Genomic DNA, 22,207 nt, shown 5'->3' with positions numbered 1-22,207 from the left:
TTCAGGCGGCGATCGCGTCCTCGGTTTCGTCGCGGCCCCGCAGGCCGGTCTCGAAATCCATGAAGATGTCCATCAGTTCTTCCGCGCCGGCGGGCGTCGCGTGGGGACCGAACCGGAACGTCCAGAAGCTGACGATGTGCTGGATGGCCCCCAGCTGGTCTCCCAGGCGTGCGAACAGGGACGGGGCTTCCAGCAGGAAGTCGCGAAAGCCCGAGGGATTGCCGTCCCGCGTCAGGCTGGCATAGGCCTCGTCATACACCTGGAGCGTGGCTCGTACGGCCGCGCAGGTCTTGACGATCCGGGCCCGGAGGACATGGCGTCCCCGGGCGATATAGTCGCGCGCAGCCTGGTCCACGGGGCCGACGGGTTTCACCGAGGCCACCCGGTCGGCCACTTCGGAGATCTGGGACGTCATGCTCCGCAGGCTCCACTTGTAGTACAGGAAGCCCTTCCAGCAGAAGACGCCCTCCTGATACTGCTCCGGGTTCAGCCGCAGCGTCTGGCCCAGGGCGTCCATCCCGTCCTCGCCGGCGTTGGACAGGATTTTGGACGCCATCCGTTCGATGGAGTTTCCGTTGCCGGAGGCCCCGCCCATGCTCAGCGCGACCAGGGGCGTGATCTCGGCCTTCACGAAGTTGAGCATGTTCTGCAGGTCGGCCTCGCTGAGCGCGAAATAGCAGGGGGCCGGATCGATCCCGGACCGCCTGAGCTGCTCGCGCAGGAGGAAGGGGTCCAGGGACGGCAGCTTGTCGATCAGGCGAAGCGTGGTCACGTCGGGGTGCTCGGGCGGGATGCCGAACACCTCCATCAGCGTCATCTCGAAATTGATCTGATTGACGAAGACGTAGCGCCCGCCGGACTTGAGCTCGCCGTTGTCGATCGGAACGATCACCTTGGTGGCGATCTGGCGGCGGCCCCGGAAGGAATCGATCTCGTTGCGGCGCAGCCGATGCTTCACCAGCAGGCAGGCGTTCAGCGCTGGGGTCTGGAACAGCGGGGCCTCGCGCCATTCCGCCGTGTGTCGATGTTCCCTGGAGATCTTCAGCAGGTTGAGCACGCGGGCCGTGGACGCCGAACGCTCGAGGTTCTCAAGGCTCCGAACGGCACGATCCGACATGAACGCTACTTACCAGGGATTGATCCTGGTCTGTCGATACAAGCTACAGCTTTACAACAGGATAACCTTCATTGGCCCCCGGGGGACCCCGGGACCCGCCCCTGCGGGCATCAGGCCGCGAGGGCCAGAATGTCCGGCCTCTCCCGCCCCGACAGGCTCATCTCGAAGTCAGACAGCAGGTCGATCAATTCGTCGGCGTTGGGCGGGGCCTTGTCGGGCGCCATGCGGTAGGACCAGAAGCTGACGATATGCTGGACCGCGCCCAGTCGCTCCCCGAGCCGGGAGAACAGCAGCGGCGCGTCGCGCAGGAAGTCGCGGAAGGCCGTGGGCCGGCCTTCCTGCGTCAGGCCCCGGAACGCGTCGTCATAGACCCGCAGCATGTCGGCCGTGGCCTCGCAGGTCAGCAGGATCCGACGACGGACCTGTTCGCGGGCACGGTCGATCGCGGCATGCTGTTCGGCGTCCACCCGGCCGGACGCCCGGACGCGTCTCACGCTGTCGACGACGCCGCCGATCTGGCCCGTGATCGTCTGCAGGGCCCATTTGTAGTAGAGGAACCCCTTCCAGCAGAAGACGCCCTCCTCGTACTCGTGGGGGGCGAGCTGAAGGGTCTGGCCCAGCGCGCTCATGTCCTCGCCGGCCGAGTTGGACATGATCTTGGCCGTCAGCCGGGCCACGGGGTTCTCCGCCGTCAGGTCGACGTCCGACCCCAGGCTCAGGTCGACCAGCGGCGTGATCTCGTCGGCCACGAAGGCCGTCATCCGCGCCACATCGGCCTCGGACAGGTTGAAATAGCAGGCGGCCGGGGTCTGGCCGTTCCGTCTCAGCTGTTCGCGCAGCAGGAAGGGGTCCAGTCCCGGCAGTTCGTCGATCAGCGCCAGGGTGCGCCGGTCCGGATGGTGCGGGGCGATGCCGAAGCTCTCCTCCAGCGTCTTGTCGAACCCGATCTGGTCAACGAACAGATAGCGGCCGCCCACGCGCAGGTCGCCGTCGTCGATCGGCAGGATGATCTTGGTGGCGACGTAGCGGCGGACACGGAACTGTTCGATCTCGTTGCGGCGCAGGCGGTGCTTGATGATCAGGGCCTTGTTCAGGAGGGGATTCCGGAACAGGGGCTGGGATTTCCACGCGTCGGAGCGCCCATGCTGACGCCAGACGTGCAGCAGGTTCAGCACGCGCGCGGTGGACGCGGACTTGCGCAGATTGGCGAGATTTCGAAAGGCACGGTCGGTCAATCGGGGCTCCTGACCCCGATATCCTGCACGGCAAAGGTTAGGGCTGCGCAGACAACTACGGTTCGCGAGGCGTTAAAGGGTGCGGCGTGGCTGCCGCTGGCGTCGCGCCTTCAGCGGGATTAAGGACGCGCTCATGAGCATCGTCTTCAACATCCTGATCCTGCTGGCCATCCTCGCCGTCGCGGTGGTGCTGGGCTTCGGCATCTATTCGCTGTTCCGCGGCGGGGACTATGCGCGCTCCAACTCCAACCGGCTGATGCGCCTGCGCGTCGTCCTGCAGGCCACGGCGGTCGTATTGCTGATGGCCGGGCTGTGGTGGAAGACCAGCCACGGCGGCTGAACAAGGAACACGCCTTTGGTCGTCCTGAACAAGATCTATACCCGCACGGGGGACGGTGGAGACACCGGCCTGGCCTCGGGCGAACGCGTGTCCAAGAGCGATCCCCGCGTGGAAGCCTACGGCACGGTCGATGAGCTGAACGCCGTGATCGGCGTGGCGCGCCTGCATTCGGGCCAGAACGACCGCATCGACGCCATGCTGGGGCGCATCCAGAACGAGCTGTTCGATCTGGGCGCCGATCTGGCCACCCCGCTCGATCCCGCCCCGAAATGGGAGGCCCTGCGCATGGTGGCGTCTCAGGTCGAACGGCTGGAGGCCGAGATCGACTGGATGAACGAGAGCCTGAAAGCGCTGGACAGTTTCATCCTGCCGGGCGGTTCGCCCCTGTCGGCGCATCTGCACCTGGCCAGAACGGTCGCCCGGCGCGCCGAGCGCGACACCATCCGCCTCGTGGAGGCGGGCGCGGCCGTCACGCCGGAGGCGCTGCGCTATCTGAACCGGCTGTCCGACCACCTGTTCGTGGCGGCCCGGCGCGCCAATGCGAACGGCGCGGGCGACGTGAAATGGGTTCCCGGTTCGACGCGGTGACTAATCCTCCCCCTTGGGGGAGGTGGCACGAAGCGAAGCGAAGTGACGGAGGGGGCCCACGCAAACGCCCATGTCTGCGGCCTACCCCCTCTACCCCCGCGTAAAGAACGCGGCGGTCCCCCTCCCCCTGGGGGGGAGGATCGGCTAAACCGCCCGCCAATCAAGAACATTCAGGTCCAGGGAAACGCCATGCGCGACATCCACCATTTCATCGACGGCGCGTCCTTCACCGGGTCGTCCGGCCGGTTCGCCGACGTGTTCAACCCCAACACGGGCGAGGTCCAGGCGCGGGTCCAGCTGGCCTCGGTTGCCGAGATGGATCGCGCGGTGCAGGCGGCGCAGAACGCCTTCGAAGGCTGGTCCTCGACCAACCCCCAGCGCCGCGCGCGGGTGATGTTCGAGTTCAAGCGGCTGGTCGAGGCCAACATGACCGAGCTGGCCGAACTGCTGTCGTCGGAGCACGGCAAGGTGGTCGCGGACTCGAAGGGCGACATCCAGCGGGGCCTGGAGGTGATCGAGTTCGCCTGCGGCATCCCGCATGCGCTGAAGGGCGAATACACCTGGGGCGCGGGCCCCGGCATCGACGTCTATTCGATGCGCCAGCCGCTGGGCGTGGTGTCGGGCATCACCCCGTTCAACTTCCCGGCCATGATCCCGATGTGGATGTTCGGCGTGGCCATCGCGGTCGGCAACACCTTCATCCTGAAGCCGTCGGAGCGCGATCCGTCGGTGCCCGTGCGTCTGGCCGAGCTGATGATGGAGGCGGGGGCCCCCGCCGGGGTGCTGAACGTCGTCCACGGCGACAAGGCGGCGGTCGACGCCATCCTGGAGCATCCGCTGGTCCATGCGATCAGCTTCGTCGGCTCGTCGGACATCGCCCACTATGTCTACCAGACCGGCGCGGCCAACCATAAGCGGGTCCAGGCCATGGGCGGGGCCAAGAACCACGGCATCGTCCTGCCCGACGCGGACATGGACCAGGTGATCAAGGACCTGTCGGGGGCCGCCTATGGCAGCGCCGGCGAGCGCTGCATGGCCCTGCCGGTCGTCGTTCCCGTGGGCAAGAAGACCGCCGACGAACTGCGCGAGCGGATGGTGGCCGAGATCCCGACCATGCGGGTCGGCGTCTCCACCGACGCCGGCGCCCACTACGGCCCCGTCGTCACGGCCCAGCACAAGGCCCGCGTCGAGGGCTGGATCGACCAGGGCGTCAAGGACGGTGCCGAACTGGTCGTCGACGGCCGCGGCTTCAGCCTTCAGGGCCACGAGCGCGGCTATTTCATCGGCCCGTCGCTGTTCGACCACGTCACGCCCGAGATGGAGTCCTACAAGGAGGAGATCTTCGGCCCCGTGCTGCAGATCGTCCGCGCCGCCAGCTTCGAGGAGGCGCTGAGCCTGCCGTCGAAGCACCAGTACGGCAACGGCGTCGCCATCTTCACCCAGAATGGCCGCGCGGCGCGCGACTTCGCTGCCCGGGTCAACGTCGGCATGGTCGGCATCAATGTGCCCATCCCGGTGCCGGTCGCCTATCACACCTTCGGCGGCTGGAAGCGCTCGGCCTTCGGCGATACCAACCAGCACGGCATGGAGGGCGTGAAGTTCTGGACGAAGGTCAAGACCGTCACCGCCCGCTGGCCCGACTCGGACTTGGAGCACGCCGACAGTTCCTTCGTGATCCCGACGATGGCGTAACGACCGACCGAACAGCGTCCGTAGTTCTACCTATGACGTTGTAAAGGCGTTGTTATTTTTCCCGCGAGAAGTTTCCCCCCATGCACGACGACCGTGCCGGGGGAGATTTCGCGGTGTCTGACGACCTGGGCCTGAAAGAACGGCTGGACTTCATGCAGCTGGATGCGGCCGCCCGCGGGCGCATCCAGGCGATGAAGCCCATGATCATGGACGCCATGCCGGCGGCCCTCGATACCTTCTACGACCGTGTCCGGGCCACGCCGGCGACGCGGGCCTTCTTCTCCGACGACAAGCATATCGGCAAGGCCCACACCAAGCAGCTGAACCACTGGGGGGTGATCGCCGACGGCGAATACGACGGCACCTATGCCAAGGCCGTGAACACCATCGGCGAAGTTCACGCCCGCATCGGGCTGGAGCCGCGCTGGTACATCGGCGGCTACGCCGTGGTGCTGGAGCAGATGGTCGGCAAGGTTCTGGACCAGCGCTGGCCCCGCCACGCGCTCGCGCACAAGGGGGCCACCGCGGGCTCGACCGCCGCCGAGCTCAGCGTGCTGGTGAAGGCCAGCCTGCTCGACATGGACCTGGCCATCTCGGTCTATCTGGACTCGCTGGAGGCCCGTCGGGTGGCGGCCGAGACCGCCCGCCAGACGGCCGAGGCCGAGCAGGCCCGGATGCGCGAGACGGCCGAGGCCGAACGCCACAAGGCCGAAGGCGAACAGACGGTGGTGTTCGAGGCTCTGGCCTCCGGTCTGAAGCGCGTCGCCGGCGGCGACCTGACGGTGCGCATCGACGTCGCGGTCGAGCCGCGCTTCCAGTCGATCAAGGATGATTTCAACGCGGCCATCGCCGCCCTCGGCGAGACCATGAACTCGGTGCGGGGATCCGCCGGCGGCGTGCTCAACGGGTCCGAGGAGATCGCCTCGGCGTCAGACGATCTGGCGCGGCGCTCCGAACAGCAGGCGGCCTCGCTGGAACAGACTTCGGCGGCTCTGGAGGAGATCACCGAGACCGTGCGGCGCACGGCGGACGGATCCCAGAAGGCGGCCCAGGCGGTCGCCTCGGCCCGCGAGGACGCGGCGCGTTCGGGCGAGGTGGTCCAGCGCGCCATCGGCGCCATGGGGGCCATCGAGACCTCGTCCAGCGAGATCAGCCAGATCATCGGCGTGATCGAGGAGATCGCCTTCCAGACCAATCTTCTGGCCCTGAACGCCGGGGTCGAGGCTGCGCGGGCGGGGGATGCCGGTCGCGGGTTCGCCGTCGTGGCCTCCGAGGTGCGGGCCCTGGCCCAGCGCTCGGCCGACGCCGCCAAGGAGATCAAAGGTCTGATCACCACCTCCGGCAAACAAGTCGGCCAAGGGGTGGCCCTGGTCGGCGAGACCGGCGAGAGCCTGACCCGGATCGTTGAACAGGTCGCGGTCGTGGACCGTCTGGTGAAGGAGATCAGCACCTCCGCCCAGGAACAGGCCAGCAGTCTGGGCGAGGTCAACATCGCCGTGGGGCAGATGGACCAGATGCTGCAACAGAACGCGGCCATGGTGGAACAGACCACCGCGGCCTCCCACTCCCTGAAGGGCGAGGCGGGCCGGATGAACGCCCTGGTCCAGCGCTTCACCCTCGGCGCCGCCTCGCGCGAAACGGGCGGCCGCGCGGTCGCCGCCCCCCCGCCGAGCCGGTCCCTTTCGGTCGTCGGCAATGCGGCGCTGAAGGCCGACGAATGGGAGGCGTTCTGACCGCCGGCGGCAGATGTACCGGACGGGCGGGCTCATCCCTCGCGCAGGACCACGACATATCCCGGATGCGCCTCCGCTTCATCGCGGGCATGACGCAGGGCTGCGCGGCGGTCCCGGAACGCGCCTGAAAGCAGACCGTCGGTGGACGACAGCCGCCACAGGGGACCCACGCACCGGACCTCGATGACCGGCGGTGGAGCGGCGGGCCCGGGGATCACGACGGTTTCGCCAGCGACTGGTGCCGCAGAGCGTCGGCCTCGGCCTGGAGCGCGCGGGCCAGGGTCTCGGCCCGCGCCCGGTCGGCGATCGGTCGGGTGGCGCAGCCGTTCAGCACGACCGACCAGCCGCCGGCCCGGGCGCGGACGGCGTAGCGCAGCGGCCGGACCTCGCGAGGGTGTTCTCCGGAGAAGGCAGACCCCTGCATCATCGGACCGGAGCTCTGCGGACCGGCGCGCCAAAGGCGGTGCCGATCATCACCAGCGCCATCGACCAGACGCTCCGCGACGGCGCGGCGGGCTTTCTCAGGCTTTCGACCACGAGGGCATTTCGGTTCATCACGATCTCCTTCGATCAGGACCGGACAGGACACCCGATGGCCGTAAGGTCGCTATGCCGAACGGGGGCGGGCGGATAAGGCCGGCATAAGCCGGGCTCGCCTGCGCGGTGTGCGAAGCGACGCAATTCGGTGTTAAACGTTAGGCTGGCCGATATGCTGAAGCTGGAGTGCCTCCCCGCATGCGTCGTTTCCTGATCTGGTCCGCCCTGGCGGTCGTTATCGGCCTGACAATCGCCGGCGGCGGCTACTGGGCCTACTGGAACTTCTATGCGCGGTTCCAGCCGGTCACGGTCGCGCGCAACCAGGCCGAAATCCAGCGCCTGCTGGACGAGTCGTCCTGGGTGTCCGAGGGCGGCGGCGGCCAGCCGCTGTACATCATCGGCTATCGCGACAGCGCCGCCAGCCAGCGATACGAACGCGAGGAAACCGAGAAGCTGCGCGCCGGTGGCGTGGAGGTCCGTGTCGTCGTGTTTGCCCGCCCCGACCGGGAAGGCCAGGCCCTGTCCACGGGTGCCGAGCGCGCCACGGTCGCGGAGCTGTGGCTGAGCCGCGACTGGAGCCTGTATCAGCGCTGGACCGCCACCCCGGCCGCCAACTGGACGGCGGCGGGCATCCCGGCGGCGGACGGGAACCTCGCGCGCTCGGCCGTGGTCGATGCCAGCCGGGCCTTCGTGGAGAAGCTGACCGACCTGCTGCGCGATGCCGGCGTGCCGACCGGCTATCCGCTGGTCATCTGGCGCGACCGCGAGGGGTTCATGAAGGCCTGCGCCTGTTCCGACGCCCGGTCCTGGGCCTTCATCCGCGACGACTTCGACGCACCCGACGCCGTGGCTCCGACCGGCCTGGACGAGCCCGGCGATCCGGTGCCGCCGGGCGTTCCCGGTCCGGCCGCGCCCGGCAGCCTGCCCTATCCGACCCTGCCGGGCATCCCGCCCGTCGATGGCCAAGTCGCGCCCGGCCAGCCGGTCCCGCCCGCGGGAGCCCCGGGCGCGCCCGCGACCCCGCCCCGCGCGACCCCGACCCGGCCCAGCCAGCCGACCGCGCCGCCTCAGCCGACGCAGCAGGAAGACACGACCTTCTTCTAGGGCGACGTCAGAACAGGCGACTGCAGGTCTGGATCAGGCGTTCGACGTCGTCTTCGTCCTGGTAGAGCCCGAAGCCGAAGCGGATGACCTCGTCGCGCACGTCGGTGACGACGTTGGCCTCCAGCAGGCGCGCCCGCCAGGCCTGGGCGTCCTTGTGCTTCAGCGCCAGGAATCGGGCGCGAGGCGCGTTGTCGCCCGCGACCGGGTTCAGGATCACTGCCTCGCCCAGGCGTCCGCACTCCCCGGCCGCCAGCGCCTTCGCGAACCGGGCCGAGAGCCTGTCGGCATGGGCGGATATGGCGGCGGTCGTCAGGCCCTGCTCATCCAGCATCCGGCGCACGGCGTTGAACCGGTACAGGGGCGTGGAATCGAAGGTCGCCCCCCAGAAGCGGCCGGCATCGGCGCGGTACTGGACCCCTTCCGGCGGTCCCATCAGGTTGCCGAACTCGGCGAACCAGCCCGTGACCACGGGGCGTTCGCAGAACCCTGCGGGCGCGTGCAGGAAGCCCGCCCCTTCGCCGGTCATGGCGTATTTGTAGCCGCCCGAGACATAGAAGATGCGGTCCGCCACGGCCGACAGGTCTGTCGGCGTGGCCATGAAGCCGTGATAGCCGTCGACGATCACCCACGGTCCTTCGGGCCGGGCCAGCGCCGCCAGATCGTCGATGCAACCGATCGCCTGGCCCGTCTTGAAGAAGACCTGACTCACGAAGATCACATCATGACCGCCGGCCTGCGCCGCCGCCGTGAAGCGCGCATCGAAGGTCTCGAACGGCTCCAGCGGCACGCGGGTGACGACCGCCTCGCCGCTCTCTTCCCAGCGTTCGGCCTGTCGGCGGAAGGCGTGGAACTCACCGTCCGTCGTCAGGATGCGGACGGGCTTCGTTTCCCAGCCGGAAAAGACGCGGATCAGGAAATCGTGGGTGTTCGGCGCGAAGACGACCGTCTCCGGGTCCGGCAGATTCAGCTCGCGGGCCACATGCTTCTGCGCCTCGGGCACCACGTCGCCCAGGATCAGGTCCCATTTCCGGTCGGCGAAATGGTTCGCCTCGACCCAGGCCCGCACCTGTCCGTCGAAGGAGGCGTCGGGCCACAGATGATGGCTGTGGGCCGCGAAATGAAGCCGCTCCGGATCGAGCTCCAGGGCGCGGGAGAAGAGGGGCTTGTAAGTCATGCGAACTCCTGAAGACCCTTCTTCAACGCGCGTCACGGCAACCCGTCCCGCCGTCGGCGCTCAAGTCGCGCGCCACGGCTACCAAGCGGTGGTGCCTTAGACCAGCGCGCCGTGGCAGTGCTTGAACTTGCGACCCGAGCCGCACGGGCAGTCCGAGTTGCGGGCCGTCCGTTCCCAGCCGGCGGGCAGAAGCTCGACGGGCAGGCGTGCACGGTCGTCGCCCGTCACCTGGCCCTCCGGGTTCTGGGCCAGCGGATCGGCCATCTCGTTGACGCCGGTCCCGGGGTTCAGGTGGATTTCCTGGAACTCGGGCATCTCCATCGCCGGCGGCTGCTCGAAGCGGAACTCCACCGTCATCAGCCAGCGCGTCACATTGTGCCGCAGCTCGTGCAGGAGCGTTTCGAACAGGCTGAAGGCCTCGGTCTTGTACTCGTTCAGCGGATCGCGCTGGCCATAGCCGCGCAGGCCGATGACGCCGCGCAGGTGGTCCAGATGCACCAGGTGCTCGCGCCACTGCATGTCGATCATCTGCATCAGGAACTGCTTCTCCAGACCGCGGGTCTGGTCGGCCCCCAGCTGCTCCAGCCGTTCGGCGGCGCGGGCGTCGGCGGCGTCCTGCAGACGCTGCTCGACCTCCTCGTTGGACACGCCTTCCTCGGCGGCCCAGTCGTGCAGCGGCAGGTCGAGCCCCAGGGTCGACTTCACCTTCTCGTCCAGGCCGTCGATGTCCCACTGTTCGGCATAGGCCTTGGGCGGCATGAAGCGGTCGACCAGGTCGGTGACCACGTCGCGGCGGAATTCGCCGACCAGTTCGGACAGGTCGTCGGAGTCCATGAACTCCTGGCGCTGCTCGAACACGGCCTTGCGCTGGTCGTTCACGACGTCGTCGTACTTCAGCAGGTTCTTGCGGATGTCGTAGTTGCGCGTCTCGACCCGCTTCTGGGCGGTCTCGACGGCGCGGTTCAGCCACGGGTGGCTGATCGCCTCGCCCTCGGCGACACCGAAGTTGCGCATGATCGCGTCCAGCCGGTCGCCGGCGAAGATGCGCAGCAGGTCGTCCTCGCAGCACAGGAAGAATTTCGACGTGCCGGGGTCGCCCTGACGGCCCGTCCGGCCGCGCAGCTGGTTGTCGATGCGGCGGCTTTCGTGACGCTCGGTGCCCAGGACGAACAGGCCGCCGGCATCCAGGGCGATCTTCTTCTGGACGGCGATGTCGGCCTTCAGCCGGGCCTCTTCGGCGGCCAGCATCTCGGGCGTGACCTCCACGGCCATGTTGCGCTGGTCCAGACGGTACTTGTCGAGACGCATCTCGAGGTTGCCGCCCAGCTGGATGTCGGTGCCGCGGCCGGCCATGTTGGTGGCGATCGTGACCGCGCCGGGCAGGCCCGCGTCGGCGACGATGAAGGCTTCCTGCTCGTGCTGGCGGGCGTTCAGAACGTTGTGCGGGATGCCCTTGAACTTGGTCTCGTATTTGATGTCCCAGGCGGCGTCGCCGATCTTGGCGGCCTCCTTGTCCTTGCCCGCGAACTCGGGCTTCAGCGTGCGCGACACCTCCACCTTGTGCTCGTAGTTGTTCAGGATCTCCGACAGCTGTTCGGACTTCTCGATCGAGACGGTGCCGACCAGGATCGGCTGGCCGCGCTCGCGGCACTCGGCGATCTGGCGCGCGATGGCCTGAACCTTCTCGGCATAGGTCCGGTAGACCTCGTCGTCATAGTCGATGCGCTGGACCGGGCGGTTGGTCGGAACCTCCAGCACGTCCATCTGATAGATGTCGCTGAATTCCTGGGCCTCGGTCGCGGCGGTGCCGGTCATGCCCGACAGCTTTTCGTACAGGCGGAAATAGTTCTGGATCGTCACCGAGGCCAGGGTCTGGTTCTCGGGCTGGATCTTGACGTCCTCCTTGGCCTCGATGGCCTGGTGCAGGCCTTCGGACAGGCGGCGACCGGTCATCATCCGGCCCGTGAACTCGTCGATCAGGACGACCTCTCCGGCCTTGATGATGTAGTCCTTGTCCTTCTGGTACAGGGTGTTGGCGCGCAGGGCCTGGTTGACGTGGTGGACCAGGCTGATGTTGGCGGCGTCGTACAGGCCGGTGGTGTCCTCGGCGAAGTGTCCGCCCTCTTCCAGCAGCTGCTCGATCTTCTCGGAGCCTTCTTCGGTCAGCAGCGACTGGCGCTGCTTCTCGTCGAGATCGAAGGTCGTCGGGTCCTTGATCAGGTCCTTCACCAGGGCGTCGCAGATCTTGTACAGGTCCGAACGGTCCTCGGTCGGGCCCGAGATGATCAGGGGCGTGCGCGCCTCGTCGATCAGGATGGAGTCGACCTCGTCGACGATGGCGAAATGATGCGGACGCTGCACCATCTCGCGGCGGTCATAGACCAGGTTGTCGCGCAGATAGTCGAAGCCGAATTCGTTGTTGGTGCCGTAGGTGATGTCGGCGTTGTAGGACGCCTGGCGCTGGCCCTGGCTCAGGCCGTTGACGATCACGCCGACCTCGAGACCCAGGAACCGGTAGACCCGGCCCATCCACTCGGCGTCGCGCCGGGCCAGATAGTCGTTGACGGTGATGACGTGGACGCCCTTGCCCGACAGGGCGTTCAGATACACCGGGGCCACGGCGACCAGGGTCTTGCCCTCGCCGGTGCGCATCTCGGCGATGCCGCCCTCGTGCAGGATCATGCCGCCGGTCAGCTGCACATCGTACTGGCGCTGGCCCAGGACCCGCTTGGACGCCTCGCGCGACACGGCGAAGGCGTCGTCCAGCAGCTTGTCCAGGCTCTCGCCGGCCGCGACCCGGTCCTTGAAGGTCTGGGTCATCATGCGCAGCTCGTCGTCCGACAGGGCGGCGTAGCGAGGCTCCAGCGCATTGATCTTCTGGACCCGGCCCATGAAGTCCTTGACCTTGCGGTCGTTGGAAGAGCCGAAGAATTTCTTGGCAAAGCCGAGCATGGGCGGTCCGGAAACGGTCGAGCGGTCGATCACTCTGGGAATGCCCTGAACGGGCGTCGATGAACGCCGCGTGAGTGGCTGCCGGGCGAGGCGGCGAAACACGCCGCGCAAACGATCGAAAACCCCTCGACTTGGGCGCAGGCGGGACTTAAGCACCGACCCTACCCCTGTCAACGCGAGGGGCTTTTCAGCCCGGCGTTTGGACCCCTTCAGTCGGGACGGAGCGTCCGATGCGACATTCGCGCAACCCCCTCGTTTTGATCGCCTTCAGCGCCGTTCTGGCGCTGGCTGCGTGCGGTCGCGGCGGGGGAGACGACCAGCCGCCGGAGCCGGGCGACCGGGCCGTGGCCAGGGTCCAGGACCAGACGATCTGGGCCTCCGACGTCAAGCGCGAGGCTGTGGCGCAGGGACTGGTGGGCGAGGGCGAGCCGCTCGACATCACCTCCAACCTGTTCCGGCGGGTGCTGGACGAGGTGGTCGATCAGAAACTTCTGGCCCGCGAGGCCGAGCGGCGGGGGCTCGACAATTCCGCCCTCGCCCAGCGGCGGCTGGAGGCGACCCGCGAGCGGATCCTGGGCGACATGCTGGTCGAGAACGTCGTCAACGGCCGCATCAACGACCAGGCCGTCCAGACCCTGTACCAGGAGCAGCTGCGTCTCGCCCGCACGTCGGAGGAGATCCGCGTCCGGCTGATCCTGTCGCGTACCAAGCCCGAGGCCGATGCCGTCATCGGCATCCTGGGGCAGGGGGCCTCGTTCGAGGCCGTGGCGCAGGAGCGTTCGATCGACGAGGCCACCCGGTTCTCCGGCGGCGATCTCGGCTATTCGACCGCCGACGTCATGCCCCAGGCCTATGCCGGGGCCCTGCGCGACGCGCCCGCGGGCTCCACCGTCGGGCCGTTCCAGACCGAGGGCGGCTGGGCCGTCCTGCGCGTCGAGGACCGGCGTCGCGAAAGCCCGCCGACCCTGGATCAGGCCCGGCCCCAGATCGTGCGCTACCTGACCTACGAAGGCGTGCGTCAGCTGCTGGAGGAACTGCGCGGCAAGGCCAAGGTCGACGTTCTGCTGGCCGCCGAGGGCAATGCCCCCCAGGAGCCCGCCTCGGCCCCGCGCGCCGCTGCGGCGCCCGCACCGACGGCTTCCGCGACCGCCCCCGCTCCCGCTCCGACGGCGGCTGCCCAGTGAGCGGCGATCCGAAGAAGCCCGTCTCGACCGGCAAGGCCATCGAACAGGCGTTCGAGAAGGCGCTGGACCCGTTCGCCACAGCGATCCGCAAGGCGACCCAGCCGGCCCAGGCCGCCAGTCCGGCCGCCGCCCCCGGCAAGCCCGGGCTGAAGGTGTCGCCCCTCGCCGTGCCCTTCCCGACCATCCCGCCCGTCGGCGGGGTCGAGATCACCACGGCCCGCGCGGGCTTCTACAAGCACGAGCGCGACGACCTGGTGGTGTTCCGCTTCGCCCGGGGCACGACCTGCGCCGGCGTCTTCACCCGCCACAAGATCGGCTCGGCCCCCGTCGACTGGTGCAAGCGGCATCTGGACGGGGCGAGTGGCGGCGAGGACGTGCGCGCCCTGGTCGTCAACGCCGGCTGCGCCAACGCCTTCACCGGCAAGGCGGGGGCCGATGCCGCCCGCCGAACGGCCTCCGAAGTCGCCAAGCGGTTCGGCTGTCGCCAGCGCGACGTCATGCTGGCCTCGACCGGCGTCATCGGCGTCCTGCTGGACGACCGGAAGATCGCGGCCAGGCTGGGCGAGATCGAGACGAAGCTGGACGGCGACACGACGCCGACCGAGCAGTGGGCGGCGGCCGGTCGGGGCATCATGACCACCGACACCTTCCCCAAGGGGTCGTACGCCGAGTGCCGCATCGATGGGGTCAAGGTGCGGATCGCCGGGATCGCCAAGGGTTCGGGCATGATCGCGCCGGACATGGCGACCATGCTGGCCTTCATCGTCACCGACGCCAGCATCCATCCGAACGTGCTGCGGGCCATGCTGGGCCTTCATGTACGCACGACCTTCAACTCGGTGACGGTTGACGGCGACACCTCGACCAACGACACCTGCCTGCTGTTCGCCACCGGGGCATCGGGCGCGCCGCGCATCGGCCGTCTGGGCGACCGCCGGCTGAAGGAGTTCTCAGCCGCGCTCGACAAGGTCATGCTGGACCTGGCGCACCAGCTGGTCCGCGACGGCGAGGGCGCGACCAAGTTCGTCCGCGTGACCGTGGACGGCGCCGCCAGCCCCGCCTCGGCGCGCAAGCTCGCCAAGTCGATCGCCGACAGCCCGCTGGTCAAGACCGCCATCGCCGGCGAGGACGCCAACTGGGGCCGGGTCGTCATGGCCGTCGGCAAGACCGAGGAACCCGTCGACCGCGACCACCTGGCCATCCGCTTCGGGCCGAACGTGGCGGCCGTCGACGGGGCCGTATCCCCGACCTACGACGAGGCGAAGATGGGCGCCTATATGAAGAAATCCGAGATCGAGATCAGCGTGGACGTCGGCTCCGGCCGCGCCTCCGCGACCGTCTGGACCTGCGATCTGACCAAGGGCTACATCGAGATCAACGGAGATTACCGGAGCTAGGCCGCCGCCTGCTCGGCCTTCCTGAGCGCGCTGGCCCGGACCTTCTCGCTCTCGGACTTCAGCTGGCCGCAGGCCGCCAGGATGTCCCGCCCGCGCGGGGTCCGGATCGGGCTGGCGTAGCCGGCCTTGTTCAGGATCGCCGCGAACCGCTCGATCGTCTTCCAGTCCGAGCATTCATAGTCGGTGCCGGGCCAGGGGTTGAAGGGGATCAGGTTGACCTTGGCGGGGATGCCTTCGATCAGCTTGACCAGGGCGCGGGCCTCGTCGGGGCTGTCGTTGACGCCCTTCAGCATCACATATTCGAAGGTCACGCGCCGGGCGTTCGAGATGCCCGGATAGGCGCGGATGCCGTCCATCAGCTGTTGCAGCGGATATTTCTTGTTCAGCGGCACCAGGACGTCGCGCAGCGCATCGTTGGTGGCGTGCAGGCTGATGGCCAGCATGGCCTGGGTCCGGGTGCCCAAGGGCTCCAGCTGAGGCACCACGCCCGAGGTCGAGACCGTGATCCGGCGGCGCGACAGGGCGATGCCCTCGTTGTCCGAGATGATGTCGATGGCGTCCGACACGTGGTCCAGATTGTAGAGCGGCTCGCCCATGCCCATGAAGACGATGTTGGACAGGCGGCGGTCTTCCTTGGGCGACGGCCATTCGTTCAGGTCGTCGCGCGCCACCTGGACCTGGGCCACGATCTCGGCCGCGGTGAGATTGCGGACCAGGGCCTGGGTGCCCGTGTGGCAGAAGGTGCAGTTGAGCGTGCAGCCCACCTGGGACGAGACGCACAGGGCTCCCGCCCGGCCGACGTCGGGGATGTAGACGGTCTCGATCTCGATGCCGGGGGCGGTGCGGATCAGCCATTTGCGCGTGCCGTCGGCCGAGACCTGGCGCTCGACGATCTCGGGCCGGGCCAGGGTGAAGGCGGCCGCCATCTTCGCCTTGGCGTCCTTGGCCATGTTCGTCATGGCGTCGAAGTCGGTGACGCCGAAATGGTGGATCCAGCCCCACACCTGGCTGGCGCGCATCTTCGCCTTTTCCGGCGGGCAGATGTCGGCGTCGATCAGGGCCTGCCGCAGGCCCGCACGCGTCAGACCGCTGAGGTTGACGGGGGCCCTGGGGGCCGAGGCAGAAACGCGGGACAGGTCGAGCGTGACGCTCACGGGCGATGATCCTGAAGGGAGGGGAGGGGGCTTGTAACACAAAACCCTCTCCCGGCGGGAGAGGGCTTGAGCGCACGGCGGCGAAGCCGTCATTCTGGCGCGAAAGGGTGAGGGGCCGGTGCCGACCGGTGAGGGCTGCCCCTCACCCGTCCGGCTTCACGCATCGCTGCGCTCTGCGAGCCTCAAGCCCTCCCCCGCCGGGAGAGGGAGATCACAGAATAAACCGGCTCAGGTCTGCGTTCTTCGCCAGCTCGGCCACCTTGCCGCGCACCGCGTCGCCGTCGAAGGCCACGGTCTGGCCCGACAGGTCGGAGGCCTTGAACGAGGTCTCCTCCAGCACCCGTTCGATCACGGTGACCAGACGCCGCGCGCCGATGTTCTCGACCGCGCCGTTGGCCGCCACGGCCGCGTCGGCCAGGGCCTCGACCGCGTCCGGCGTGAACGTCAGGGTCACGTCCTCGGTGGCCAGCAGGGCCTGGTTCTGGCGGATCAGATTGGCCTCGGGCTCGGTCAGGATGCGCACGAAGTCATCCCGCGTCAGGGCCTTCAGCTCGACCCGGATCGGCAGGCGACCCTGCAGCTCCGGCAGCAGGTCCGAGGGCTTGGCGACGTGGAAGGCCCCCGAGGCGATGAACAGCACGTGGTCGGACTTCACCGGCCCGTATTTGGTCGAGACGGTCGTGCCCTCAATCAGGGGCAGCAGGTCGCGCTGCACCCCCTCGCGCGACACGTCGGCCCCGCCGCGATCCTGACGGCCCGCGACCTTGTCGATCTCGTCGATGAAGACGATGCCCTCGTTCTCGGCGAGCAAGAGCGCCTCGCGGGTCAGACTGTCCTGATCCAGCAGCTTGTCGCTTTCCTCGGCCAGCAGGGGCTGAAGCGCGTCACGGACCGTTGTCCGCACCGACTTGGTGCGCCCGCCACCCAGCTTGCCCAGCATGTCGGACAGGTTCAGCAGGCCCACATTGCCGCCGCCGCCGACGTCCAGACCCTGGATCGGGGACGCGGTGTCGGCCAGTTGCAGCTCGATCTCCTTGTCGTCCATCTCGCCGGCCCGCAGCTTTTTGCGGAAGGCGTCGCGCGTCGCCGGCTGGGAGCCGGGCCCGACGAGGGCATCGAGGATCCGCTCCTCGGCGGCCGCCTCCGCCTTGGCCCGGACGCCGGCGCGGCGGGCGTCGCGCACCATCAGCAGGGCCGCCTCGACCAGGTCGCGCATGATCTGGTCCACGTCGCGGCCGACATAGCCAACCTCGGTGAACTTGGTCGCCTCGACCTTCAGGAAGGGCGAGCCCGACAGACGCGCCAGACGCCGCGCGATCTCGGTCTTGCCGACGCCGGTGGGCCCGATCATCAGGATGTTCTTGGGCGTGACCTCGTCGCGCAGATCGTCGGGCACGCGCTTGCGCCGCCAGCGGTTGCGCAGCGCCACGGCGACGGCGCGCTTGGCGTCATCCTGGCCGACGATGAACCGGTCGAGTTCGGACACGATTTCGCGGGGGGACAGGTCGGTCATGCGCGGCCTCCGCCCAGGATTTCAACGGTCAGATTGCCGTTGGTGTAGACGCAGATGTCGGCCGCGATGGCCATGGCGCGGCGGGCGACGGCCTCGGCATCCATGTCGGTGTTGTCGATCAGGGCCCGGGCGGCGGCCAGGGCATAGTTGCCGCCCGATCCCACGGCGGCGACGCCGTATTCGGGCTCCAGCACGTCGCCCACGCCGGTCACGGTGAAGATCGCATCCTTGTCGGCGACCAGCAGCATGGCCTCCAGCCGGCGCAGATAGCGGTCGGTACGCCAGTCCTTGGCCAGATCCACGCAGGCGCGGGCCAGCTGGTCGGGATACTGTTCCAGCTTGGCTTCCAGCCGCTCGATCAGGGTGAAGGCGTCGGCCGTGGCCCCGGCGAAGCCCGCCAGGACCTTGCCGCCGGCCAGGGTGCGCACCTTGCGGGCCGCGCCCTTGACGATGGTCGCGCCCATCGAGACCTGGCCGTCGCCCGCGATGACGGTGCGTCCATCTTTGCGGACCGCCAGGATGGTGGTGCCGTGCCAGTCGGGGAATGTGGGTGGTGTCTGGATCATGAGTCCCAAATGGAGACGCAATTGGGACCCGGCAAGCCGAAAGCTCAGCAAATACAATGTGACGGAACTGCCACATTTTTACCCATGTAACGGGTTACAAGGACACAATCATATCCGTTAATGTCCCTATTTGAGGTAACAACTTGCTTTACCGCCTCATCTACATCAGTGAAGCCGTCGGATCGACGGGGGCCTCCACCCTCTCGATCGCGCAGATTCTGGGCATTTCCGAACGCAACAACCGTCGCGACCACATCACCAGCGGTGTGATGTTCCACGACGGCTGGTGTCTGCACGCCATCGAAGGCGCGCGGGTCGACATCGATCGCCTGATGCGCCGTCTGCGCGAAGACCGGCGTCACACGAACATCCGCGTTCTGGTCGACAAGCCGATCGCCGAGCGCCGTTTCTGCGAGCCCATGGGCCTGTGTCACGACCCCTTGGCCATGCTGCGGATGATCGGCTCGCCCGAGATGGCCTCGATCACGGGCTACGAGGCCGAACGCATCGTGGACATCCGGCTGGCCGCCTAAACCGCAGCGCGTGACCTTCGCCCTCCGAGCCCCTAACTGGGGCGGATGGCATTTTCTCCCGAAGAGGTCGAACGCTACGCCCGCCATCTGGTCCTGGCCGAGATCGGTGGACCGGGTCAGCAGAGGCTGGCGGCCGCGACCGTCCTGATCGTCGGTGCCGGCGGGGTCGGCGGCCCGGCCGCCCTCTATCTGACGGCGGCGGGCGTAGGGACGATCCGCATCGTCGACGGCGACACGGTCGCCCTGTCCAACCTGCAGCGCCAGGTCCTGTTCGACACCCCCGACGTCGGCCGATCCAAGGTCGAGGCCGCGGCCGACCGGCTGCAGGCGATCAACCCCCATGTCCGGGTCGAGACGATCGACCATCCCCTGACCACCGGAAATGTCGCCGGGATCATCGCCGGGGTGGATGTGGTGCTGGACGGCACCGACGACTTCGCCACGCGTCACGCGGTCAATGCGGCCTGCGTCGCCGCCGGGGTGCCTCTGGTCTCCGGGGCCCTGGGCCGGTGGAGCGGTCAGGTCGCGGTCTTCGCGGGCCGCCCCTGCTACCGCTGTCTGGTCCCGGAAAGCCCGCCGGACGCGGAGACCTGCGCCCGTGTCGGCGTCGTCGGTGCCCTCGCGGGGGTCATCGGTGCCATGGCCGCGCTGGAGGCGATCAAGCTCATCACCGGGGCGGGCGAGCCGCTGACCGGCCGCCTGCTGCTCTACGACGGCCTGTCCGCCACCAGCCGCACGGTCACGGTGACCGCGGACCCGGCGTGTCCGGTGTGCAGCGAGGCAGTAGGCAGTAGGCAGTAGGCAGAGCAGGTCTTGCAGCAGTCGCGGGCGGACGAGCCTTCCCTACTGCCTACTGCCTACTGCCTACTGCCTACTGCCTGATCATCACGCCCAGTCGGGACGCGCGCGCTTCTTGCGGAACGACGGGTTCAGCGTCTGCTTGCGCAGGCGGATGGACTTGGGCGTGACCTCGACCAGTTCGTCGTCGGAGATGTAGGCGATGGCCTGTTCCAGCGACATCTGGCGCGGCGGGGTCAGGCGCACGGCCTCGTCCTTGCCGGAGGCGCGGACGTTGGTCAGCTGCTTGCCCTTGATCGGGTTGACGTCGAGGTCGTCCCAGCGGGCGTTCTCGCCGATGATCATGCCTTCGTAGGTCTTCTCGCCGGCGCCGACGAACATGATGCCGCGATCCTCGAGGTTCCACAGGGCGAAGGCCGCCGTGTCGCCGTCGGAGTTGGAGATCAGCACGCCCTTCAGACGGCCGGCGATCTCGCCCTTGAAGGGCTCGTAGTGGCTGAACACGCGGTTCAGCACGCCCGAGCCGCGCGTGTCGGTCAGGAACTCGCCCTGATAGCCGATCAGCGACCGCGACGGGGCCTTCAGGCTGATGCGGGTCTTGCCGGCGCCGGACGGACCCATGTCGGTCAGCTCGGCCTTGCGCTGCGACAGCTTCTCGATGACCACGCCGGAGTATTCGTCGTCGACGTCGATCATGACGTCCTCGATCGGCTCCATCTTCTCGCCGTTGGGGCCTTCCTGATAGACCACCCGCGGACGGCTGATGGAGACCTCGAAGCCTTCGCGGCGCATGTTCTCGATCAGCACGCCCAGCTGCAGTTCGCCCCGGCCCGCGACCTCATAGGCGTCGCCGCCCTCGGTCGTGGTCACGCGGATGGCCACGTTGGCCTCGGCCTCCTTCAGCAGGCGGTCGCGAATGACGCGCGACTGGACCTTGTCGCCTTCGCGGCCGGCCAGGGGGCTGTCGTTGACCGAGACGGTCATGGAGATGGTGGGCGGATCGATCGGCTGGGCGGGCAGGGCCTCGGTGACTTCCATGGCGCACAGGGTGTCGGCCACGGTCGCCTTGGACATGCCGGCGATGGCGACGATGTCACCCGCCTCGGCACCCTCGTCGACGGCCTGACGCTTCAGCCCGCGGAAGGCCAGGACCTTGGTGATCCGGCCGCGTTCGATTTCCTTGCCGTCGCGGTCAAGGGCGTGGATCGCCATGCCGGGAACGGCCTTGCCGCTCTCGATCCGGCCGGTCAGCAGACGGCCCAGGAAGGGGTCGCTCTCGATCAGCACGTTCAGGATCTGGAACGGCTTGTCCTTGTTGTCCTGCACCTTGGGCGCGGGCACGTGGTCGACGATCAGGTCAAACAGCGGGGCCAGGTTATCGTTGGGGACGTTCAGGTCCATCGTCGCCCAGCCGTTCCGGCCCGAGGCGTAGATGTGCGGGAAGTCCAGCTGCTCGTCCGTCGCGCCGATGGCGGCGAACAGGTCGAAGGCCTCGTTGTGGACGCGGTCGGGATCGGCGTGGGCGCGGTCGACCTTGTTGATGCAGAGGATGGGACGCAGGCCCATCTTCAGCGCCTTGGTCAGCACGAACTTGGTCTGGGGCATCACGCCCTCTTCGGCGTCCACCAGGATGACGCAGCCGTCCACCATGCCCAGGATCCGCTCGACCTCACCGCCGAAGTCGGCGTGGCCGGGGGTGTCGATGATGTTGATGCGGGTTTCGCCGGCCTTGCCGTTCCAGAGCACGCTCGTGCACTTGGCCAGGATGGTAATGCCGCGTTCCTTCTCCTGGTCGTTGGAGTCCATCGCCCGTTCGGTCTGGGCCTCGTTGGCTCGGAAGACGCCGGACTGGGCCAGCAGCTGGTCCACCAGGGTGGTCTTGCCGTGGTCGACGTGGGCGATGATGGCGACGTTGCGTAGGTTCATGGCCGAGGTTCTAATTCTGTCAATGCGAAAAGGCGGCCGACAAATGCGGGGGCCGCTCGTTAGGGGCGTCATGCGGGGAGCGCGCGCCTCTTACAGGCTGGACGCGCGAAAGGCCATAGGGGCGCAATACGGCACCGGTTTGACAGATTCCGGGTCACGGCGCAGCTTTCCCCCTCAATCAGAGGGAGCGGGCCGGTGAAGCGTACGATCGTGATGGGCGTCGTCGCCCTGATGTGTGTGGCGGGCGTTGCAGGGGCACAGGGCCAGACCTCGCCCGGCCCGTCCGAAATCGTCGCGGCGCGTCAGGCGGCCTTCGCCATGTCTGCGGCGGCCTTCGGGTCGATCAGGACCGGCCTGGACAGTGGCGCCCCGGCCCAGGGCCTGGCCTTCACGGCCGGAGGCCTGAACCGCTGGGCGACCGCCCTGCCGACGATGTTCCCGGCCGGCACCGGGTCGGACAGCCTGCCGGGCGCGACAAAGGCGAAGGCCGGGATCTGGACGAACCGCGCGGACTTCGAGGCCAAGGCCGCGGCCTACAAGGCTGCGACGGCCGATCTTCAGGCGAAGATCGCGGCCAACGACACGCCGGGCGCGCTGGAGGCCTGGACCGCCGTGCGCGGTACCTGCGGGTCGTGCCACGACGCCTATCGGGAATAGGCCGCCG

General features: G+C 68.1%; 21 protein-coding genes. 10 read left to right on the top strand and 11 right to left on the bottom strand.

Translation table 11 applies throughout. The features are described from left to right. Position 1: 1 nt before the first annotated feature. Positions 2-1,117: a hypothetical protein gene (locus BRESU_RS00175; RefSeq protein WP_013267454.1), complete on the bottom strand. Its 1,116-nt coding sequence runs from the start codon at positions 1,115-1,117 to the stop codon at positions 2-4. A 110-nt stretch (positions 1,118-1,227) separates the two neighbouring features. Continuing rightward, positions 1,228-2,352 carry a hypothetical protein gene (locus BRESU_RS00170; protein WP_013267453.1) on the bottom strand — a complete coding sequence of 375 codons (1,125 nt, stop codon included), beginning with the start codon at positions 2,350-2,352 and terminating at the stop codon, positions 1,228-1,230. Between the two features lie 133 nt (positions 2,353-2,485). On the opposite strand from BRESU_RS00170, the gene BRESU_RS00165 reads away from it, so the two are divergent. The 4 genes from BRESU_RS00165 to BRESU_RS00150 all read left to right on the top strand — a co-directional run bounded on the left by BRESU_RS00165 (position 2,486) and on the right by BRESU_RS00150 (position 6,705). Further along, positions 2,486-2,692 (top strand): twin transmembrane helix small protein, encoded by a 207-nt coding sequence (locus tag BRESU_RS00165; RefSeq protein ID WP_013267452.1) that lies wholly within the window; start codon positions 2,486-2,488, stop codon positions 2,690-2,692. Positions 2,693-2,707: 15 nt separating this feature from the next. Next, positions 2,708-3,280, top strand: coding sequence for a cob(I)yrinic acid a,c-diamide adenosyltransferase (locus BRESU_RS00160; protein WP_013267451.1), 573 nt, complete (start codon positions 2,708-2,710; stop codon positions 3,278-3,280). Positions 3,281-3,469: 189 nt separating this feature from the next. Further along, on the top strand, positions 3,470-4,972 hold the full coding sequence (locus BRESU_RS00155; RefSeq protein WP_013267450.1) for a CoA-acylating methylmalonate-semialdehyde dehydrogenase: 1,503 nt from the start codon (positions 3,470-3,472) through the stop codon (positions 4,970-4,972). 80 nt (positions 4,973-5,052) lie between these two features. Beyond that, entirely contained in the window at positions 5,053-6,705 is a 1,653-nt protein-coding gene (locus tag BRESU_RS00150; protein ID WP_013267449.1) for a methyl-accepting chemotaxis protein, read from the top strand. Positions 6,706-6,737: 32 nt separating this feature from the next. Here the strand turns inward: BRESU_RS00150 and BRESU_RS00145 are convergent, their stop codons facing one another. Genes BRESU_RS00145 through BRESU_RS17715 form a run of 3 tightly spaced genes read right to left on the bottom strand, consistent with a single transcriptional unit; the run spans position 6,738 to position 7,260 of the window. Beyond that, positions 6,738-6,923 (bottom strand): hypothetical protein, encoded by a 186-nt coding sequence (locus BRESU_RS00145; RefSeq protein WP_041761135.1) that lies wholly within the window; start codon positions 6,921-6,923, stop codon positions 6,738-6,740. Beyond that, complete coding sequence (locus BRESU_RS00140; protein WP_013267448.1) at positions 6,920-7,132, bottom strand: hypothetical protein; 213 nt, start codon at positions 7,130-7,132, stop codon at positions 6,920-6,922. The genes BRESU_RS00145 and BRESU_RS00140 overlap by 4 nt, the downstream gene beginning before the upstream one ends. Beyond that, the gene (locus tag BRESU_RS17715; protein ID WP_013267447.1) at positions 7,129-7,260 is read right to left on the bottom strand and encodes a hypothetical protein; all 132 of its coding nucleotides are present in this window, start codon (positions 7,258-7,260) and stop codon (positions 7,129-7,131) included. The genes BRESU_RS00140 and BRESU_RS17715 overlap by 4 nt, the downstream gene beginning before the upstream one ends. Positions 7,261-7,440: 180 nt before the next feature. Between BRESU_RS17715 and BRESU_RS00135 the strand changes: the two genes are divergently transcribed. After that, positions 7,441-8,346, top strand: a complete 906-nt coding sequence (locus BRESU_RS00135) for a hypothetical protein (RefSeq protein ID WP_013267446.1) — start codon at positions 7,441-7,443, stop codon at positions 8,344-8,346. Between the two features lie 7 nt (positions 8,347-8,353). Here the strand turns inward: BRESU_RS00135 and BRESU_RS00130 are convergent, their stop codons facing one another. Then, a complete protein-coding gene (locus BRESU_RS00130) occupies positions 8,354-9,520 on the bottom strand; it encodes an aminotransferase class V-fold PLP-dependent enzyme (RefSeq protein ID WP_013267445.1) in 1,167 nt (388 codons plus the stop codon). A gap of 96 nt (positions 9,521-9,616) precedes the next feature. Further along, a complete protein-coding gene (gene secA, locus BRESU_RS00125; protein WP_013267444.1) occupies positions 9,617-12,472 on the bottom strand; it encodes a preprotein translocase subunit SecA in 2,856 nt (951 codons plus the stop codon). Positions 12,473-12,702: 230 nt separating this feature from the next. Between secA and BRESU_RS00120 the strand changes: the two genes are divergently transcribed. Further along, positions 12,703-13,656, top strand: coding sequence for a foldase protein PrsA (locus BRESU_RS00120; protein WP_013267443.1), 954 nt, complete (start codon positions 12,703-12,705; stop codon positions 13,654-13,656). Further along, on the top strand, positions 13,653-15,053 hold the full coding sequence (argJ, locus tag BRESU_RS00115; protein WP_013267442.1) for a bifunctional glutamate N-acetyltransferase/amino-acid acetyltransferase ArgJ: 1,401 nt from the start codon (positions 13,653-13,655) through the stop codon (positions 15,051-15,053). The genes BRESU_RS00120 and argJ overlap by 4 nt, the downstream gene beginning before the upstream one ends. Here argJ and rlmN read toward each other — a convergent pair. From rlmN to hslV, 3 genes are all read right to left on the bottom strand, one after another. Continuing rightward, positions 15,050-16,207, bottom strand: coding sequence for a dual-specificity RNA methyltransferase RlmN (gene rlmN / locus BRESU_RS00110; protein WP_013267441.1), 1,158 nt, complete (start codon positions 16,205-16,207; stop codon positions 15,050-15,052). The genes argJ and rlmN overlap by 4 nt on opposite strands. Positions 16,208-16,418: 211 nt before the next feature. After that, positions 16,419-17,720, bottom strand: coding sequence for an ATP-dependent protease ATPase subunit HslU (gene hslU, locus BRESU_RS00105; protein ID WP_013267440.1), 1,302 nt, complete (start codon positions 17,718-17,720; stop codon positions 16,419-16,421). Next, positions 17,717-18,286, bottom strand: coding sequence for an ATP-dependent protease subunit HslV (gene hslV, locus BRESU_RS00100; protein ID WP_013267439.1), 570 nt, complete (start codon positions 18,284-18,286; stop codon positions 17,717-17,719). The genes hslU and hslV overlap by 4 nt, the downstream gene beginning before the upstream one ends. 143 nt (positions 18,287-18,429) lie before the next feature. Here hslV and BRESU_RS00095 point away from each other — a divergent pair, with 143 nt between their 5' ends. Together BRESU_RS00095 and BRESU_RS00090 are read left to right on the top strand one after the other, a co-directional pair. Next, the gene (locus tag BRESU_RS00095) at positions 18,430-18,819 is read left to right on the top strand and encodes a BLUF domain-containing protein (RefSeq protein ID WP_013267438.1); all 390 of its coding nucleotides are present in this window, start codon (positions 18,430-18,432) and stop codon (positions 18,817-18,819) included. Positions 18,820-18,864: 45 nt separating this feature from the next. Next, a complete protein-coding gene (locus BRESU_RS00090; protein ID WP_013267437.1) occupies positions 18,865-19,620 on the top strand; it encodes a HesA/MoeB/ThiF family protein in 756 nt (251 codons plus the stop codon). 84 nt (positions 19,621-19,704) lie between these two features. Here BRESU_RS00090 and typA read toward each other — a convergent pair whose 3' ends face one another. Next, on the bottom strand, positions 19,705-21,543 hold the full coding sequence (gene typA / locus BRESU_RS00085) for a translational GTPase TypA (RefSeq protein WP_013267436.1): 1,839 nt from the start codon (positions 21,541-21,543) through the stop codon (positions 19,705-19,707). Between the two features lie 195 nt (positions 21,544-21,738). On the opposite strand from typA, the gene BRESU_RS16665 reads away from it, so the two are divergent. Further along, positions 21,739-22,200, top strand: a complete 462-nt coding sequence (locus BRESU_RS16665; RefSeq protein WP_013267435.1) for a cytochrome c — start codon at positions 21,739-21,741, stop codon at positions 22,198-22,200. The last annotated feature ends 7 nt before the right edge of the window (positions 22,201-22,207 follow it).

The organism is Brevundimonas subvibrioides ATCC 15264 (assembly GCF_000144605.1).
Taxonomy (GTDB): Bacteria; Pseudomonadota; Alphaproteobacteria; order Caulobacterales; family Caulobacteraceae; genus Brevundimonas; species Brevundimonas subvibrioides.
The sequence above is the reverse complement of the archived record's forward strand: the minus strand, read 5'-3'. Positions and strand labels throughout refer to the sequence as shown.